We start from the raw sequence: 17,643 nt of genomic DNA, 5'->3' as shown, positions 1-17,643 counted from the left end.
CTTGGTCAGGGTTTTTTTTATCTTAATAAAATGGAATAGCAGATGCAGTTAACCAGTCGTAATAAAAACTTGGATCTATCTACCCCGCAGGTCATGGGTATTTTAAATGTTACGCCAGATTCATTTTCTGATGGTGGAAAGTTTAATCGTATCGATTATGCGCTAAATCATGTAGAGAGCATGCTGCAAGCTGGTACATCCATTATCGATATCGGTGGTGAATCAACACGACCAGGCGCGAAAGATGTAGCACTGAATGAAGAATTAGATCGTGTGGTACCGATTATTGAAGCGATACGTCAACGGTTTGATTGTTGGATTTCAATTGATACCAGTAAAGCTTTGGTCATGAAAGAGGCGGTAAATGCAGGAGCTGATCTGATTAATGATGTACGTGCGTTGCAAGAGCCTAATGCATTAGAGGTTGCCGCAAAAGCGAATGTGCCTATTTGCTTGATGCATATGCAAGGACAACCTCGTACAATGCAGCACCAACCGAATTATAATAATCTTATTCAGGATGTTGCTAATTTTCTGGATGAGCGAATTTCAGCCTGTGAAAATGTTGGTATTTCACGTCAGCAGTTGATCCTTGATCCTGGTTTTGGTTTTGGTAAAACACTGGAACATAATTATCAAATGTTGGCTAAGTTTGAACAATTTCACCAATTTGGCTTGCCTGTATTAGCTGGGATGTCGCGTAAGTCAATGATATTTAATTTATTAGGTAAGTCACCGGCTGAATGTCTCGCTGGGAGTTTAGCTTGCGCTACCATTGCAGCAATGAAAGGTGCGCATATTATTCGTGTTCATGACGCTAAAGAAACAGCTGAAGTTATGAAAATCTATAATATGGTACAGCAACAATCGAAATAAAAATGAATAGTGATGTGTGATTAATGAGTGCGTCACTGAAGTATTCAATATAGCTAGGAGCAAAACATGACTGAACGTAAGTTCTTTGGTACTGATGGTATTCGTGGTTTAGTAGGTGAAGCACCAATTACACCTGACTTTGTGATGAAATTAGGTTGGGCTGCAGGTCGTGTACTATCGCAAACGGGAACAAAAAAAGTCTTAATTGGTAAAGATACCCGTATCTCTGGCTATATGTTGGAATCTGCTTTAGAAGCAGGTTTAGCGGCAGCAGGTTTAAAAGCTGCATTTACTGGACCAATGCCAACACCAGCGGTTGCTTATCTTACTCGAACATTCCGAGCAGAAGCTGGTATTGTTATTTCAGCATCACATAACCCATATTACGATAACGGTATAAAGTTCTTTTCTGCAAAAGGAACTAAATTACCTGATGATATTGAGCTTGCAATTGAAGCTGAAATGGAAAAACCATTAACGTGTGTAGAATCGGCGTTACTGGGTAAAGCTTACCGTATTGATGATGCTGCTGGTCGTTACATCGAATTTTGTAAAGGTACTTTCCCAACACATTTAAGCCTTGAAGGTTTTAAAATTATTGTCGATTGTGCTCATGGTGCAACTTACCATATCGCACCAAAAGTATTCGCAGAATTAGGTGCTGAAGTGATCACTATTGGTTGTGAGCCAAATGGTGTCAATATTAATGATAAAGTTGGCGCAACAGATGTTGTAGCACTTCAAGCGAAAGTATTAGAAGAGAAAGCGGATTTTGGTATTGCACTGGATGGTGATGGCGATCGTGTGATCATGGTTGATGAGCTAGGTAATAAAGTAGATGGTGACCAAATTGCCTACATCATTGCTCGTGATGCATTACGTCGTGGTGAGCTAAAAGGTGGCGTTGTTGGTACATTGATGACAAACATGGGCATGGAAGTTGCTCTTAAGAATTTAGGTATTCCATTTGTACGTGCCAAAGTAGGCGATCGCTATGTAATGGAAGAACTTCAAAATCATGATTGGTTGATTGGTGCAGAAAACTCTGGCCATGTCATTTTACTAGATAAAGTGACAACCGGTGACGGTATTGTTGCTGGTCTTCAAGTCATGGCATCGATTGTGGCTAGTAAGATGAGCCTTAAAGAGTTATGTGATGGAATGGTAATGTTCCCACAGGTACTTGAGAACGTACGTTTTAAAGGCGATTCTGATCCTCTACAATCTGATGCGGTCATTGCAGCCACAAAATTAGTGGAAGAAAAATTAGGTGATAATGGTCGCGTATTGTTACGTAAATCAGGCACTGAGCCGTTAATTCGTGTTATGGTTGAAGGTCAGGATGCGGCTAATGTTAAGCAGTATGCACTTGATATTGCAAAAGCAGTAAAAGAAAACTGTTAATTTGCATTTTGCGATAAATTTCAACTATGAATTTTATCGAATAAAGAAGAAGGCAGGGTAGCGTGTTACTCTGCCTATATTTTTATGTCGACTTTGTTTTGGCTAAATGTTGTGCAAGTGGTGTGGTGTAAAGCATTTTTCATCAAATATTACTTGTCACTACGATAGGGTTTCGCTAGTATGCAGTCGCTCCTTGGAAGATGGAGTGCGCTGGCCCTGCCTAGAGCAAAGCTGGCATAGCAATTTAACCATAGGTGGAAGCCATGTACGAAATTCTACTTGTGATTTATCTTGTCGCCGCGCTTGGTGTAATTGGCCTAGTTTTGGTACAGCAAGGTAAAGGCGCAGATATGGGAGCCTCATTTGGGGCTGGAGCATCAGGCACATTGTTTGGCTCTAGCGGTTCCGGTAACTTTTTAACCCGAATGACAACAGTTTTGGCTGCAATTTTCTTTGTTATTAGCCTTGTTCTTGGCAACATGAGTGCAAAACAAGCGACAGAGGGAAGTGGTTGGGATAACCTAACTGCACCAGCGACAACACAACCTGTTGTTGAAAAAACAAAAACTGAGAAGGCGCCATCAACTGATGAGATCCCTCAGTAATTAAAGATTTAGCCGAGATGGTGAAATTGGTAGACACGCTAGCATGAGGTGCTAGTGCCGCAAGGTGTAGGGGTTCAAGTCCCCTTCTCGGCACCATTATACTGGTTACTTGAAAAAGTAACGCCCGAACGATATAATTCGTTTAGAATTCGGACGCGGGGTGGAGCAGCTTGGTAGCTCGTCGGGCTCATAACCCGAAGGTCGTTGGTTCAAATCCAGCCCCCGCAACCACTTTCCTGAAAATAAACTATTCTTAAATGCGAATGTTTGTTTTCTTACTGAGACGCTTTTTATTGTGTCACAGTAATCAGGGTCCAGTAATAAAAAACCCCGTAATTCGGGGTTTTTTATTATCTGAAACATGACCATTCAGGTATCTACTGGGCTTTATGCCCTTTTTTTGTTTCCAGGGGGGTTGTTTTGACAGCTTTAGAGACACAATTAACCGAAATGCTTGAACCATCAGTACTAGCTTTAGGCTTTGAATTGGTAGGTTTAGAGTTCATTCGTGCTGGTGAGCACTCCACACTTCGCGTATTTATTGACCATGAAAATGGTATCAATGTTGACGATTGCGCAGAAGTTAGTCGCCAAATAAGTGCAGTGATGGACGTTGAAGATCCAATTACTGTTGCTTATAACTTGGAAGTATCTTCCCCTGGATTGGAAAGACCACTATTCAAAGCAGCACATTATCAACAGTTTGTTGGCCACGAAGCTAACATAGTGTTAAAAATGGCGATGGGTAACCGTCGCAAGTGGAAAGGTGACATTGTCGCAGTTGAAGGCGAATTGATCACACTTAAAGTAGATGGCAATGAAGAGTCCTTTGCACTGAGCAATATCTCGAAGGCCAACCTGGTTCCAAAATTCTAACCGCTAAATTGGGGCATTAGAAATGAACAAAGAAATTTTGGCTGTCGTAGAAGCGGTATCCAACGAAAAAGCTGTTCCTCGTGAGCGTATTTTTGAAGCATTAGAAATTGCACTTGCAACAGCGACTAAAAAGAAACACGAAGCAGAAATTGATGTACGTGTAGCAATTGATCGTAAAACTGGTGAGTTTGAAACTTTTCGTCGCTGGAAAGCGGTAGAAGAAGTGACTCAGCCAACGCTTGAGATCACTCTAGAAGCGGCGCAGTTTGAAGATCCAACAATTGCAGTTGGCGATTACGTTGAAGATGATATTGAATCTGTTACGTTTGACCGTATTACGACACAAACTGCAAAACAAGTTATCGTACAAAAAGTACGTGAAGCTGAACGCGCTCAAATTGTTGAGCAATTTATCGATAACGAAGGTGAGTTGATCACTGGTATCGTTAAAAAAGTAAACCGTGATGCGGTTATTATTGATCTTGGTAACAACGCAGAAGCTGTTATTCAACGTGATGACCAGTTACCACGTGAAAACTTCCGTCCGGGTGACCGTGTTCGTGGCCTGCTATATAAAGTTGCGCCAGAAGCGCGTGGCTTCCAGTTATTCATGACACGTTCTAAGCCAGAAATGCTTTCTGAGCTATTCCGTATTGAAGTGCCAGAAATGGGCGAAGAGCTTATTGAACTAATGGGCGCTGCACGCGATCCTGGTTCTCGTGCAAAAATCGCAGTAAAAACTAACGATAAGCGTATTGACCCAGTGGGTGCGTGTGTTGGTATGCGTGGTGCACGTGTTCAAGCTGTTTCTGGTGAGCTTGGCGGTGAGCGTATTGATATCGTGCTTTGGGATGAGAATCCAGCGCAATACGTGATCAATGCTATGGCTCCAGCTGAAGTTGATTCAATCATTGTTGATGAAGATAACCATACGATGGATATCGCAGTGCAGAAAGATAATCTAGCACAAGCGATTGGTCGTAGTGGTCAGAACGTGCGTCTAGCCTCTCAACTTACTGGTTGGGAACTAAACGTAATGACGGTTGAAGATCTTCAGAAGAAACACCAAGAAGAAGCGAAAGAGTCAATTGAAGTGTTTACTAAGCACCTAGATATTGATGAAGAGTTCGCAACGGTATTGGTTGAAGAAGGTTTCACTACATTAGAAGAAATTGCTTACGTTCCAGTAAGTGAGCTAATGGATGTTGATGGTCTTGATGAAGAGACTATCGATCAACTACGTAGTCGTGCAAAAGCAGCATTAACTACGCTTGCGCTTGCTAAAGAAGAAACGCTTGACGGTGCTGAGCCAGCTGAAGACTTACTAGGTCTTGAAGGTTTAGAGCGTGAATTGGCGTTCAAATTTGCAGCGAAAGGTATTTGTACGCTTGAAGATCTTGCTGATCAGGGAACTGATGACTTGACCGACATTGAAGGCGTGGACGATGCAAAAGCGGGTGAGCTAATTATGGCTGCGCGTAATATTTGCTGGTTCAGTGACGAAGCGTAATAAAAAATAAAGCAAGGGAGGAGCATTATGTCAGAGGTTACCGTTAAAACATTGGCGGAAGAAATTGGTACGCCAATTGACCGTTTACTTCAACAGCTTTCAGAGGCAGGTATTGCTAAGAAAGCTGATGAAAATGTAAGCCAAACCGAAAAGCAGGCGTTACTTAACCATCTCCAAAAAGAGCATGGAGGTAACAGCAATACTGACGGCGCTCCAAATCGTCTTACTTTGCAACGCAAGACACGCAGTACGCTTAGCGTGTCTGGTAGCGGCGGCAAGAACAAAAATGTTCAAGTAGAAGTGCGCAAAAAGCGCACTTACGTAAAACGTTCAGCTTTGGAAGAGGAACAACGCGCAGCAGAAGAAGCTGTGAAACGTGAAGCCGAAGAAGCCGCAAAACGTGAAGCGGAAGCTATTGCCAATAAAGCAGCGGAAGAAGCTGCAAAACGTGAAGCTGAAGAAGCAGCTAAGCGTGCCAAAGAAGAGCAGAGTAAAGCAGAAGAATCTGCAAAACGAGAAGCGGAAGAAAAAGCAAAGCGAGACGCAGAGGAAAAAGCGAATCGTACCAAACAGGATAAGCGTAAAGCTGAAGAAAAAGCTTTGCGCGCTGTTGCTGACAAACAGGCTAAACTAGATGCTGAGGCACTACAGCGTCGTCTGGAAGAGGAAGCCAAGCGAAAAGCCGAAGAAGAAAGTCAGCGCCAGCTAGAAGAGGCTCGCAAGATGGCAGAACAGAATGAAAAGAACGGGGTAAAACCTGATCAAAACGTAAGTATGGAAAAATCTGATTACCATACAACGACATCAACTTACGCACGTGCTGCGGAAGATGAACAAGACCGCAAAGAAGAAACTTCTCGCCGTCGTAAGAAGAAAAAACCAGCTGCTAAGCAAGATGAGCGCGGTGGCCGTGGTGGCCGTAACCAACGTGGTCGCGGTAAACCTCAAATGAACAAGCCAAGCTCAATGCAACATGGTTTCGACAAAACAGCGCAAGTTGCTAAGCAAGACGTTGTTATTGGCGAAACAATTGTTGTTTCTGAACTTGCTAACAAGATGTCTGTAAAGGGCGTTGAAGTTATCAAGGTGATGATGAAGATGGGCGCTATGGCGACTATCAACCAAGTTATCGACCAAGAAACAGCAGCACTTGTTGCAGAAGAAATGGGTCATAAAGTTATTCTACGTAAAGAAAATGAGCTTGAAGAAGCTGTGCTTTCTGATCGTAACGCAGATGACCTAGCAAAAGTTTCTCGTGCTCCTGTTGTAACTATCATGGGTCACGTTGATCACGGTAAAACATCAACACTTGATTACATCCGTAAAGCGCACGTTGCTTCTGGTGAAGCGGGTGGTATTACTCAGCACATTGGTGCATACCACGTTGAAACTGACAACGGTATGATCACTTTCCTTGATACTCCTGGACACGCAGCGTTTACAGCTATGCGTGCTCGTGGTGCTCAAGCGACAGATATCGTTGTTCTTGTTGTTGCAGCAGACGATGGCGTAATGCCTCAAACAATCGAAGCAATCCAGCACGCGAAAGCGGCAGGTGTTCCTCTGATTGTTGCTGTGAACAAGATCGATAAAGAAGATGCTAACCCAGATAACGTTAAAAACGAGCTTGCTCAATACGACGTTATTCCTGAGGAGTGGGGCGGTGAGAACATGTTTGTTCACATCTCTGCGAAACAGGGTACAAACATCGATGGTCTTCTAGAAGCTATTCTACTTCAATCTGAAGTACTAGAGCTAACAGCAGCTTCTGAAGGTATGGCGAAAGGTGTGGTTGTTGAATCACGTCTAGATAAAGGCCGTGGTCCTGTAGCGACTGTGCTTGTTCAAGAAGGTACGCTTCATAAAGGCGATATCGTTCTTTGTGGTTTAGAGTACGGTCGTGTTCGTGCGATGCGTAATGAACTAGGTAAAGAAATCGAAGAAGCGGGTCCATCGATTCCTGTTGAGATCTTAGGTCTTTCAGGCGTACCAGCATCTGGTGACGAAGCGACAGTTGTACGTGACGAGCGTAAAGCACGTGAAGTTGCACTTTACCGTCAAGGTAAATTCCGTGATGTGAAACTAGCTCGCCAGCAGAAAGCGAAACTTGAGAACATGTTCTCTAATATGACTGCAGGTGAAGTTGCTGAGCTTAACGTTGTACTTAAGGCTGACGTTCAAGGTTCTGTAGAAGCTATCGCAGATTCTCTACGTAAACTTTCTACTGATGAAGTTAAAGTGAACATCGTAGGTTCTGGTGTTGGTGGTATTACTGAAACTGACGCAGTTCTTGCAGCGGCTTCTAACGCTATCGTGCTTGGTTTCAACGTTCGTGCTGATGCTTCTGCGCGTCGTACTATCGAAAATGAAAACCTAGACTTACGTTACTACTCAATCATTTACCAGCTAATTGACGAAGTTAAAGCGGCAATGGGCGGTATGCTTGCTCCTGAATTCAAGCAAGAGATCATTGGTCTTGCTGAAGTTCGTGACGTATTTAAGTCACCTAAGATCGGCGCAATCGCTGGTTGTTTGGTAACTGAAGGTACTATCAAGCGTAACAACCCAATCCGTGTTCTACGTGATAACGTAGTAATCTACGAAGGTGAGCTTGAGTCACTACGTCGCTTTAAAGATGACGTTAACGAAGTTAAGAACGGCTACGAATGTGGTATCGGCGTTAAGAACTACAATGATGTTCGCGTTGGTGACCAGATCGAAGTTTACGAAATTGTTGAAATTCAGCGTACTCTTGATTAATTATCAACGTCGCTAACTGATTCAACAACATGATTATGGGGAGCTTCGGCTCCCCATTCTTTCAAGAGCCCTATTCTTAGAGAGAGCAACAAAATGGCAAAAGAATTTAGCCGTACCCAACGTGTAGCACAGCAGCTACAAAAAGAATTAGCTGTAATTCTACAGCGTGAAATCAAAGATCCAGCGATCGCAATGACAACGATTTCAAGCGTTGATGTATCACGTGATATGAATTACGCCAAAATCTATGTGACGTTTTTCCCTATCGGTGAGCAAACTGCTGAAGGTAGCCTAGAAGCACTACGTGAAATGGCTCCTTACATTCGTTCACTATTAGGTAAAGAGATCCGTTTACGTGTAACCCCAGAGCTGAACTTTATTTTTGATCAGTCTCTAACAGAAGGTATGCGTATTTCAAACCTAGTATCGAAAGCGGTACGTGACGATGAAGATCGTCGTGGTGATGAAGACGAAGAGAAAGGCGAGGAGTAAGCATGGCACGTCGTCGTAAAGGTCGCCCAATTAATGGTGTCATTTTAGTTGATAAGCCTACGGGAATTAGTTCAAACGATACCTTACAGAAAGTAAAACGTATCTTTTTTGCTCAAAAGGCGGGCCATACCGGTGCGCTTGATCCTTTGGCGACGGGTATGCTGCCCATCTGTTTTGGTGAAGCAACAAAGTTCTCTCAGTTCTTATTAGATTCAGATAAACGCTATCGTGTGATCGCAAAGCTGGGTGAACGTACTGATACTTCTGATTCTGATGGCGAAGTGGTTGAAACACGTGATGTAAACGTTAATCGTGAGCAACTTGAAGCGTGTATTGATAAGTTCCGTGGTACAACTGATCAGATCCCATCGATGTACTCTGCGCTGAAGTACAAAGGGCGTAAATTATACGAATATGCGCGTGAAGGCGTCGAGGTTCCTCGTGAATCACGAAAAATTACTGTTTATTCTGTTGATTTACTGCGTTTTGATAATGATGAAGTCGAAATGGAACTTCATGTATCAAAAGGTACTTATATTCGTACTATCGTTGATGATCTGGGCGAAATGCTGGGTTGTGGTGCTCACGTTATCATGTTGCGTCGTACAGGGGTTTCTAACTTCCCGTATGAGCGAATGGTTACTATTGAGCAGTTACAAGCGATGCTTGATGATGCAAAAGCGAATGAAATAGAGCCAGGCTCTGTGTTGGATGCGTTATTGTTACCAACCGACACCGCAGTACAAGATTTGCCTGAAGTGAATATCAGTACTGAGGTTGCGGTGCATGTGCTTAATGGTAATCCGGTACATGCTGACAATGTTCCTGAAAAAGGGACATTAGTACGTATTTCTGTCGGCTCTGAGCGTGAGTTTATTGGTGTGGGTACTATCGATCTTAAAGGTATGCTAGCACCAAAACGCGTCATGGCGAATGAACATCAGCAAGATTAATCGACAATTGTAGAACCGTTCACTGCTTTGTTTTTAATGAATGTAATGAAGACTTCTATTTATTGTTTATTATTGCCATGGTTACTAATTATTCGCTTGTAGTTATCTATATCGATCAGTATAATCCGCGGCTTGGGTGTCGGCTGAATCAGAGATTGGCGGCACAAATTAAAACATCTTTGTATTAGGAATGAGTTATGTCTCTGAATGCAGAAACTAAAGCAGCAATCGTTGCAGAATACGCACAATGTGAAAATGATACTGGTTCTCCTGAAGTTCAGGTTGCACTTTTAACAGCGCAAATCAACCACCTTCAAGGTCACTTTGCTAACCATAAACACGACCACCACAGCCGTCGCGGTCTGCTACGTATGGTTTCTCGTCGTCGTAAGCTTCTAGATTACCTAAAAGGTAAGAACCTAGATCGTTACCAAGACCTAATCAAGCGTCTAGGCCTACGTCGCTAAGATTGCTTTTAGAAAGGAGCCTTATGGCTCCTTTCTTTTTGTTTTAGAAAAGATAATACATACCGCAGTTTATATTTTTCCTTCTGTTATTTTCCTCAATTTCGTCTACTATCTGTACCGAAGTTAATCTTATGTTTGTTGTATGCATGCTAAGGCAGGAATATGATGGATAAAGAGATATGCTGTAGTTAACTCCATTTTTATGTATCACGAGTCGTTTTCGTCGACCTTTAGGTCGCGGCTAATAAAATACCTCATCATGATGAGATATTTCCTTAGTCGCGATACGTGAAATTACATGAAAGTGAATATCATCACATGACGCTGTTGTTTGTCTTAGTTATAATTAGCAAGCAAATAGAAAGCGGAATATATTTAAGGAAATTCACGTGAATCCTATCGTAAAGACTTTCCAGTACGGTAACCACACGGTTACTCTAGAGACTGGTGTTATGGCACGTCAAGCGACTGCTGCAGTAATGGTTAGCATGGACGACACTTCAGTGTTCGTTTCTGTTGTTGGTAAGAAAACAGCAGTAGAAGGCCAAGACTTCTTCCCACTAACAGTGAACTACCAAGAGCGTACTTACGCGGCAGGTAAAATCCCTGGTGGTTTCTTCAAGCGTGAAGGCCGTCCTTCTGAAGGCGAAACTCTGACTGCACGTCTAATTGACCGTCCAATCCGTCCACTATTCCCTGACGATTTCAAAAACGAAGTTCAAGTTATCGCTACTGTGGTTTCTGTTAACCCTGCAGTAAGCCCTGACATCGTAACTATGATCGGTACATCTGCAGCACTTGCTATTTCTGGTATTCCATTTAATGGTCCTATCGGTGCAGCACGTGTTGGTTACATCAACGATCAATTCGTACTTAACCCAAGCAATGTTGAGCTAGAAGAAAGCCGTCTAGATCTTGTTGTTGCTGGTACGAAAGATGCTGTACTAATGGTTGAGTCAGAAGCTGACCGTCTATCTGAAGAGCAAATGCTACAAGCGGTTGTATTTGGTCATGACCAACAACAAGTTGCTATCAATGCAATCAACGAGTTTGCTGCTGAAGTTGCAACGCCAGCTTGGGATTGGGTTGCTCCTCAAGAAAATACTGCACTTAAAAATAAGATCGCAGAACTTGCTGAAGCTAAGCTTGTTGATGCTTACCAAATCACTGAGAAAATGGCTCGTTACGACCGTATTCATGAGATTGCTGGTGAAGTTAACGACGCAATTCTTGCTGAAGATGCAGAAGCAAATACCAAAGAAATCCACACTATCTTCCACGATCTAGAGAAGACAGTTGTACGTGGTCGCATCATTGCGGGTAACCCACGTATCGATGGTCGTGAAAAAGACATGGTTCGTGCGTTAGACGTACGTACTGGTGTGCTTCCACGTACTCACGGTTCTTCACTATTTACTCGTGGTGAAACTCAGGCACTTGTTACTGCAACACTGGGTACACAACGTGACGCACAGATCATTGATGGTCTAACTGGTGAGACGAAAGATCACTTCCTTCTACACTACAACTTCCCTCCATACTGTGTTGGTGAGACGGGTTTTGTAGGTTCGCCTAAGCGTCGTGAAATTGGTCACGGTAAACTGGCTAAGCGTGGTATTGCTGCTGTAATGCCATCTGTAGACGAATTCCCATACACAGTACGTGTAGTATCAGAAATCACTGAATCTAACGGTTCATCTTCAATGGCTTCTGTATGTGGTACGTCTCTTGCTCTTATGGACGCTGGTGTGCCAATTAAAGCGTCTGTTGCGGGTATCGCAATGGGTCTTGTTAAAGAAGGCGACGATTTCGTTGTTCTTTCTGACATCCTTGGTGACGAAGATCACCTAGGTGATATGGACTTTAAAGTAGCAGGTACTGATGACGGTATTACTGCACTTCAAATGGATATCAAGATCGAAGGTATCACTAAAGAGATCATGCAGATTGCTCTTAACCAAGCTAAAGGCGCGCGTAAGCACATCCTTAGCGTAATGGATAATGCAATTAATACTCCACGTGAAGATATCTCTCAGTTCGCTCCTCGTATCCATACAATGAAGATCAACCCTGAGAAGATCAAAGATGTTATCGGTAAAGGTGGTGCTGTTATTCGTGCACTTACTGAAGAAACTGGTACTACAATCGAGATTGAAGACGATGGTACTGTGAAGATTGCTGCGACTGAAGGTACTGCTGCGAAAGAAGCAATCCGTCGTATCGAAGAAATCACCGCTGACGTTGAAGTAGGTCGTATCTACACAGGTAAAGTAATGCGTATCGTTGATTTCGGTGCGTTTGTATCTGTGATTGGTACTAAAGAAGGTCTAGTACACATTTCTCAAATCTCACAAGATCGTGTAGAGAAAGTGTCTGATTACCTACAAATGGGTCAAGAAGTTCAAGTTAAAGTGCTAGAAATCGACCGTCAGGGCCGTATCCGTCTAAGCATGAAAGAAGCAGTTGAAACACCAGCTGCTGAAGCGCCAGCTCAAAACGAACAGCCTCAAGGCTAAGTTTTTTGCTAAAAGCATGATATAAAGGGGCTATCTAGCCCCTTTTTGTTATCTAAAAAACATCATGCAGTGTTCTATGATGTAGAGTAATACAATAGGACCGTGATTATTAAGCCTTAGGGAGAAGTGCTTTGATAGCAACTCGCTTTACATTTGCCGTTATGACTGTAGCGATGATGCTAACAGGCTGTTCGGCGATGCCAACCAAGTGGACCCATCCACCGATGGCGATACCATTTCAGCCAACCTTACAGCAGCAAATTCAATTAGCTCGTATTGATCAAATTTTGCAGCGAGATGATATTCCAGAGGCAACATTAGCAAAGATATATTACGAACGCGGGCTAGTTAATGACAGCTTAGGGTTACGCGATTTAGCACGATTAGATTTTAATAAATCCCTCACTTTAGAGCCGAATCAACCCGATTTATATAATGTGTTAGGGGTTTATTTTACCCAAATGGCACATTTTGATGCGGCTTATGAAGCGTTTGATTCTACCTTAGAGTTAGCGCCTAACCATCTTTATGCTCAACGTAATCGTGGTATTGCCTTGTATTACGGTGAGCGCTATGAATTAGCGAATCAAGATCTATTACCTCATTACGAACAAGATCATAATGATCCGTATCGCGTGATCTGGCTATACCTTAATGATGTTGAATTAACTCCAGAGCAGGCGCAAGCTCAATTAAAACAGCGTTATGATGCTAGTGATAAAAAAGCATGGGGATGGCAGTTGGTACGTTTGTTTTTAGGACAAATTACAGAACGACAACTACTGAGTGATATTGCAGAGCAGAGTGAAAATAACGATCAACTGGCTGAACATTTAACTGAAGCGTATTTTTATTTAGGTAAGTTGCATCAAAACAATCAGGATTATTCTACCGCGGTAATGCTCTATAAATTGGCGTTAGCAGGCAATGTGTATGAGTTTATTGAACACCGATTGTCGCTTCTTGAGCTCAGTCGATTATACTCAGCGTATCAAGAGCAATCCCCTGAGACACAAAATGAAGAAACTGTTCCAGTCGTCCCTGGGGGATAAAAAGAAAAGCCGCTAATGCGGCTTTTTTTATATTTTAGTAATTATTCGCTGATGTTCAATCCAGCCAAACTATGCCAATAACCATTACATTGGTGGCTATTCTCTAGTTGATGACGAGTTGCACTTTGTTCATTAGCACGGAAATCATCAACCAAAGATAATGTATCAAGGCCAAGTGGGCTTAAACGTACGACATCAACGATATCTGCCATACCTTTAAGATCGTTTATTAGATTATAGCAGTAGCCTGATTGAGTCTGAATTCCATTTAGGGTAAAGACTTTTTGGTTTTCTTGGCTATTTACCGTGATCCCTTGTGGATACTTAATACAGCAGGTTTCACAATCATCTTTGGCACGGTTCTCAGCACGAGCAGTAAAACAACGTGCTGAATACGCTAATGGCAGATAGCCATAGCTAAATACTTCCGTTTCAAATTTATTGCGAATACCCAGTTTTTCACATTCAATTAAGGTGTTATTTAACCATTCACGTGATAACTCAACCGGCATACACCAGCGGGTCATACCTTGTTTTAAAAACAGGTTTAATGTTTGGGCGTTGTAACAGTTAACTGCAGGGCCAACGACAAATGGGATCTTTGCCTCAGAGGCTAATTGAATCGCAGAAACATCGTTAGCTTCAATGATAAAGTCACCATTATCGATGTACTTTTTCATGATGTTAACTTCGCTTGGCGCTTCGAGTAGCGCCATCGTCGATAGCACGACTTGTTTTCCACTATTGGCAATATCTTTCGCGATCTCTAACCATTGTGCTGGCTTTAGTTCACGGCGCTTTGAACACACGCTTTCGCCTAAGTAAATGATATCAACAGTGCTGTTTTTTGCTTGTTGATAAAACGCTTCAACATCATTTTTAGGCCAGAAGTAAAGTAATGGGCCAAGAGAATATTTCATGGTTTGGCTCCTATTGCCATTTACGGTGATAAGCACCAAGTGTGGTTTGTTTACCTTCTGATACATTACCAAGACATGCATTCCAAGCTGGATTCACTTGGTAGCCTTCTGGATTAGCTAAATAGTGATCAATCGCTGCACGCCATGTGCGGGTTACCTGTTCAACATAAGCAGGGCTACGCTGACGACCTTCAATTTTTACTGAAGCAATATTAGCTTTAAATAGCTCAGGAAGAATCTCAAGGGTGTTTAGGCTCGTTGGCTCTTCAAGGGCATGATAGCGTTTGTTTTCACCATCGATGTTGATATCAAAACGACCTTTACACAGTGTAGGGTAGCCAGCATTTTCACCATGACCATAGCGATCAATGAGTACCTCGTTTAAGCGAGACTCCAAGCCTTGTGGCGTTTCTTGCCAACGGACAAATTTGGCTGGTGAACAAGCGCCTACAGTATTAGGGGATTCACCTGTCATGTAAGACGATAAGTAGCAACGTCCTTCTGACATAATACATAGGCTACCAAAAGCAAACACTTCTAGCTCCATATCCGTATTACGTGCCAGCTGTTTTACTTGGTGGATAGATAAAACGCGTGGTAATACAACGCGTTTGATATTGAAATTTTGTTTATAAAAATCAATCGCGGCAGTGTTAGTTGCTGAAGCTTGTACTGATAGGTGAAGTTCTAAATCTGGATACGTCGTAGCGGCGTATTCTAGCACTGCAATATCAGCGACAATCAGCGCATCAACCCCCATAGCCGCGGCATTATCTACCGCTTTTGTCCAGCGGTTGAAACCATCGGGATGGGCAAAGGTGTTGAGTGCAACATGTAATTTACGGTCGTGATCTTTTACGTACTGTACGGCTTTTTCGAGTTTACGGCCTGTAAAGTTTAAACCTGCAAAATGGCGGGCGTTAGTATCATCCTTGAAACCGATATAAACGGCATCTGCACCATTATCAATTGCGGTTTTTAAGGCTGGAAGGTTACCAGCGGGGCAGAGAAGCTCCATTATTTTTTATCATCCAGTCTTTGAATAAAATTATGACCGTTGATACTAAATTTGTTTATCTTATGGTGCTTTGACTTTAGGCAGGTTTTCGTTGTTTTTATTAATAAAAAGGAGCGTTATCGCTCCTTTTTTGAGGTGTTTTTGACTCATTTGTTTTGTAATAAAATCGCTTCTAGCTCATGTTTTGGCATAGGGCGGTAGAAGTGAAAACCTTGGATATAGTCACAGTTTAAATTAGAGAGTAGTGTGGCTTGTTGACGGGTTTCAATCCCTTCGGCAACCACACTCATTTTGAGTGATTTACCTAAGTTGATGATGTTTTCAATCAAGGTTACTTGTTTGGGAATGGTGTCGATATCTTGAATAAATGCACGATCCACTTTAAGTTCATCTAAGGGAAAGCGTGCTAGGTAAGAGAGTGATGAATACCCTGTGCCAAAATCATCAATAGAAAGTGCAAACCCTAGCTTTTTAATCGAGTTAAGCATTTGGACAGTATGTTCACCATCGCTCATTACCGCACTTTCTGTTAGCTCGAAAGTAATATCTGCAGGGTTAATGTTAGTAGAAAGACGGAGCTTATCAACAAAACTAATTAAGCCTGAATTACCAAATTGTTGTGGTGATAAGTTAATCGCGACACGACCTGTTAGCAGGTTACGCTTTTTCCATTGGCTAACGGTGGTAAAGACTTCACGCATGACCACGCAACCGAGTTGCTCAATCAAGCCTGAGCTTTCAGCTACTGGAATAAATTGAGCTGGGCTAATATAGCCTTCAACAGGGTGCTTCCAACGCACTAATGCTTCTGCCCCGTCAATTGCAAAATCACGAGCATTAACTTTGGGTTGGTACCAGACTTCAAGGCCATTATTTTGTAGCGCTTTTTGCAGTTCAATTTCGAGCCATAAACGCATTCGCGCTTCTTTGCTCATGGCATCATTAAATTCAACTAAGCGATTTCTACCCCGATGTTTTGCTTCATACATAGCGGTATCGGCATTTTGTAGCATCATGCGCGCATCATTACCGTGACCTGGGGAGGTAACCATTCCTATTGAGCAGGCTAAGTGCTTTCTAAAATGGCGGAGTTCAAACGGTTGATTAACCAGTGCGATGATCTGCTCAGAGATGATTTCGCCAGTACGTTCATGTTCAGGATTTGGTAGTAAGATCGCAAATTCATCACCGCTTAAATAACCTAAAATAGCCGTTTCGGGCAGTAATCGACGTAAGCGTTGTGCAATTTCTTGTAGTACTTTATCGCCAATGTGGTGACCCAGTGAATCATTGATATTTTTAAAATTATCAATATCAATATAAAGCATAACTACAGGTGTTTCTGCTTTCATTAATTGGTCTAATTGACGGGTAAAGCCATGACGATTGAGTAAACCAGTTAATGGATCCATTTGGACTAACTGCTCAATTTGCCCTTGTTGGCGCTTATTGTCATTGTCTTGGATCGTTTCGAGTTTAACCAGTAAGGCTTCAGTACCCATTTGCTTAACAGGAGAGACGGTCAGTTTTAAAGGTTTAGTCTGTTCGTTCTGAATGATAGGAAAGTAGTTTATTGTTTCTTTATTATCATTATTTTTTAAACGGTGACTGGTGCAAGGCTGTTTTTGATTATCGTGTAGTAGTTGATCCAGTGAACGCCCGAGTAATTCTTTTTTTGACGGTAAACCCAATTGAATTGCTGCTTGATCATTCGCATTAATGATTATGTTATTTTCAACTAAACAAATACCTTCAGTGATCAAGTTATTCAGTTGTGTTAGCTGATGCTCTGTTTCTTCTAATGAATGGATCAGGATCTGGCGTTCAGAGGTATCAATGGAATGTAGAACAATATGTTGAACTGTGCCGTTGCTATCTAATAATGGGGCAAGGCTAAAATGTAGACTTGATTCATGGCGACTGTCGTTAAGCACGACTTCAGCTTCAATACTTTCGCCATTAAATGCGCGCTCATAGTAAGGCTTTAGGGAATGGTAATAATGTTGCCCTAAGACATTGGTGTCGTTATTTCCGAGTAACTCGTCTCGTTCAAGGCCACTGATTTCACTAAAACGGTTATTTACCGCATGATAGTTATGTTGACGATCAAGGATCGCAAAAAAGAAGGGGCTATTGTCAGTCAGCAAAGGAAACCAATAGTCTAGTTGCTCTGTTGGCATGTCGTCACCACTCT

At 42.3% G+C, this 17,643-nt stretch carries 14 protein-coding genes and 2 tRNA genes; 13 read left to right on the top strand and 3 right to left on the bottom strand.

The genetic code is table 11. The annotated features are described in order from the left end of the window. The first annotated feature begins 42 nt into the window (after window positions 1-42). The 13 genes from folP (at window position 43) to nlpI (ending at window position 13,511) form a co-directional block, all read left to right on the top strand. Window positions 43-876: a dihydropteroate synthase gene (gene folP, locus I3259_RS07695; RefSeq protein ID WP_238029084.1), complete on the top strand. Its 834-nt coding sequence runs from the start codon at window positions 43-45 to the stop codon at window positions 874-876. A gap of 66 nt (window positions 877-942) precedes the next feature. After that, window positions 943-2,280 (top strand): phosphoglucosamine mutase, encoded by a 1,338-nt coding sequence (glmM, locus tag I3259_RS07690; RefSeq protein ID WP_238029083.1) that lies wholly within the window; start codon window positions 943-945, stop codon window positions 2,278-2,280. A gap of 263 nt (window positions 2,281-2,543) precedes the next feature. Then, a complete protein-coding gene (gene secG, locus I3259_RS07685) occupies window positions 2,544-2,885 on the top strand; it encodes a preprotein translocase subunit SecG (RefSeq protein WP_005369550.1) in 342 nt (113 codons plus the stop codon). A gap of 11 nt (window positions 2,886-2,896) precedes the next feature. After that, window positions 2,897-2,981: transfer RNA gene (locus tag I3259_RS07680), tRNA-Leu, on the top strand. Between the two features lie 58 nt (window positions 2,982-3,039). Next, window positions 3,040-3,116, top strand: a tRNA-Met gene (locus tag I3259_RS07675). 189 nt (window positions 3,117-3,305) lie between these two features. Then, window positions 3,306-3,761 carry a ribosome maturation factor RimP gene (rimP, locus tag I3259_RS07670; protein ID WP_238029082.1) on the top strand — a complete coding sequence of 152 codons (456 nt, stop codon included), beginning with the start codon at window positions 3,306-3,308 and terminating at the stop codon, window positions 3,759-3,761. 22 nt (window positions 3,762-3,783) lie between these two features. Beyond that, window positions 3,784-5,271 carry a transcription termination factor NusA gene (nusA, locus tag I3259_RS07665; protein ID WP_238029081.1) on the top strand — a complete coding sequence of 496 codons (1,488 nt, stop codon included), beginning with the start codon at window positions 3,784-3,786 and terminating at the stop codon, window positions 5,269-5,271. A gap of 27 nt (window positions 5,272-5,298) precedes the next feature. Then, window positions 5,299-8,031, top strand: coding sequence for a translation initiation factor IF-2 (gene infB / locus I3259_RS07660; RefSeq protein WP_238029080.1), 2,733 nt, complete (start codon window positions 5,299-5,301; stop codon window positions 8,029-8,031). A gap of 93 nt (window positions 8,032-8,124) precedes the next feature. Next, on the top strand, window positions 8,125-8,523 hold the full coding sequence (gene rbfA, locus I3259_RS07655; RefSeq protein WP_105059538.1) for a 30S ribosome-binding factor RbfA: 399 nt from the start codon (window positions 8,125-8,127) through the stop codon (window positions 8,521-8,523). A gap of 2 nt (window positions 8,524-8,525) precedes the next feature. Next, entirely contained in the window at window positions 8,526-9,476 is a 951-nt protein-coding gene (gene truB, locus I3259_RS07650; RefSeq protein WP_238029079.1) for a tRNA pseudouridine(55) synthase TruB, read from the top strand. 197 nt (window positions 9,477-9,673) lie between these two features. Further along, window positions 9,674-9,943 carry a 30S ribosomal protein S15 gene (gene rpsO / locus I3259_RS07645; protein WP_005369538.1) on the top strand — a complete coding sequence of 90 codons (270 nt, stop codon included), beginning with the start codon at window positions 9,674-9,676 and terminating at the stop codon, window positions 9,941-9,943. A 383-nt stretch (window positions 9,944-10,326) separates the two neighbouring features. Further along, window positions 10,327-12,459, top strand: coding sequence for a polyribonucleotide nucleotidyltransferase (gene pnp, locus I3259_RS07640; RefSeq protein WP_105059540.1), 2,133 nt, complete (start codon window positions 10,327-10,329; stop codon window positions 12,457-12,459). 131 nt (window positions 12,460-12,590) lie between these two features. After that, complete coding sequence (gene nlpI, locus I3259_RS07635; RefSeq protein WP_238029078.1) at window positions 12,591-13,511, top strand: lipoprotein NlpI; 921 nt, start codon at window positions 12,591-12,593, stop codon at window positions 13,509-13,511. 41 nt (window positions 13,512-13,552) lie between these two features. On the opposite strand, the gene I3259_RS07630 is transcribed toward nlpI, so the two are convergent. From I3259_RS07630 to I3259_RS07620, 3 genes are all read right to left on the bottom strand, one after another. After that, window positions 13,553-14,431, bottom strand: coding sequence for a U32 family peptidase (locus I3259_RS07630; protein ID WP_238029077.1), 879 nt, complete (start codon window positions 14,429-14,431; stop codon window positions 13,553-13,555). A 10-nt stretch (window positions 14,432-14,441) separates the two neighbouring features. After that, window positions 14,442-15,449: a peptidase U32 family protein gene (locus tag I3259_RS07625; protein ID WP_045130299.1), complete on the bottom strand. Its 1,008-nt coding sequence runs from the start codon at window positions 15,447-15,449 to the stop codon at window positions 14,442-14,444. A 146-nt stretch (window positions 15,450-15,595) separates the two neighbouring features. Beyond that, window positions 15,596-17,629: an EAL domain-containing protein gene (locus I3259_RS07620; protein WP_238029076.1), complete on the bottom strand. Its 2,034-nt coding sequence runs from the start codon at window positions 17,627-17,629 to the stop codon at window positions 15,596-15,598. Window positions 17,630-17,643: the final 14 nt, after the last annotated feature.

The sequence above is a fragment of the Photobacterium sp. Ph5 genome, assembly GCF_022129445.1.
Lineage (GTDB): Bacteria > Pseudomonadota > Gammaproteobacteria > Enterobacterales > Vibrionaceae > Photobacterium.
This window is presented reverse-complemented; position numbering and strand designations above follow the sequence as displayed.

Excerpts from the sequence above, each read along its gene's own strand:
- folP (WP_238029084.1), top strand. The coding sequence starts at position 43 with ATGCAGTTAACCAGTCGTAATAAAAACTTGGATCTATCTACCCCGCAG.
- glmM (WP_238029083.1), top strand. The coding sequence starts at position 943 with ATGACTGAACGTAAGTTCTTTGGTACTGATGGTATTCGTGGTTTAGTA.
- secG (WP_005369550.1), top strand. The coding sequence starts at position 2,544 with ATGTACGAAATTCTACTTGTGATTTATCTTGTCGCCGCGCTTGGTGTA.
- nusA (WP_238029081.1), top strand. The coding sequence starts at position 3,784 with ATGAACAAAGAAATTTTGGCTGTCGTAGAAGCGGTATCCAACGAAAAA.
- infB (WP_238029080.1), top strand. The coding sequence starts at position 5,299 with ATGTCAGAGGTTACCGTTAAAACATTGGCGGAAGAAATTGGTACGCCA.
- rbfA (WP_105059538.1), top strand. The coding sequence starts at position 8,125 with ATGGCAAAAGAATTTAGCCGTACCCAACGTGTAGCACAGCAGCTACAA.
- truB (WP_238029079.1), top strand. The coding sequence starts at position 8,526 with ATGGCACGTCGTCGTAAAGGTCGCCCAATTAATGGTGTCATTTTAGTT.
- rpsO (WP_005369538.1), top strand. The coding sequence starts at position 9,674 with ATGTCTCTGAATGCAGAAACTAAAGCAGCAATCGTTGCAGAATACGCA.
- I3259_RS07630 (WP_238029077.1), bottom strand. The coding sequence starts at position 14,431 with ATGAAATATTCTCTTGGCCCATTACTTTACTTCTGGCCTAAAAATGAT.
- I3259_RS07625 (WP_045130299.1), bottom strand. The coding sequence starts at position 15,449 with ATGGAGCTTCTCTGCCCCGCTGGTAACCTTCCAGCCTTAAAAACCGCA.
- I3259_RS07620 (WP_238029076.1), bottom strand. The coding sequence starts at position 17,629 with ATGCCAACAGAGCAACTAGACTATTGGTTTCCTTTGCTGACTGACAAT.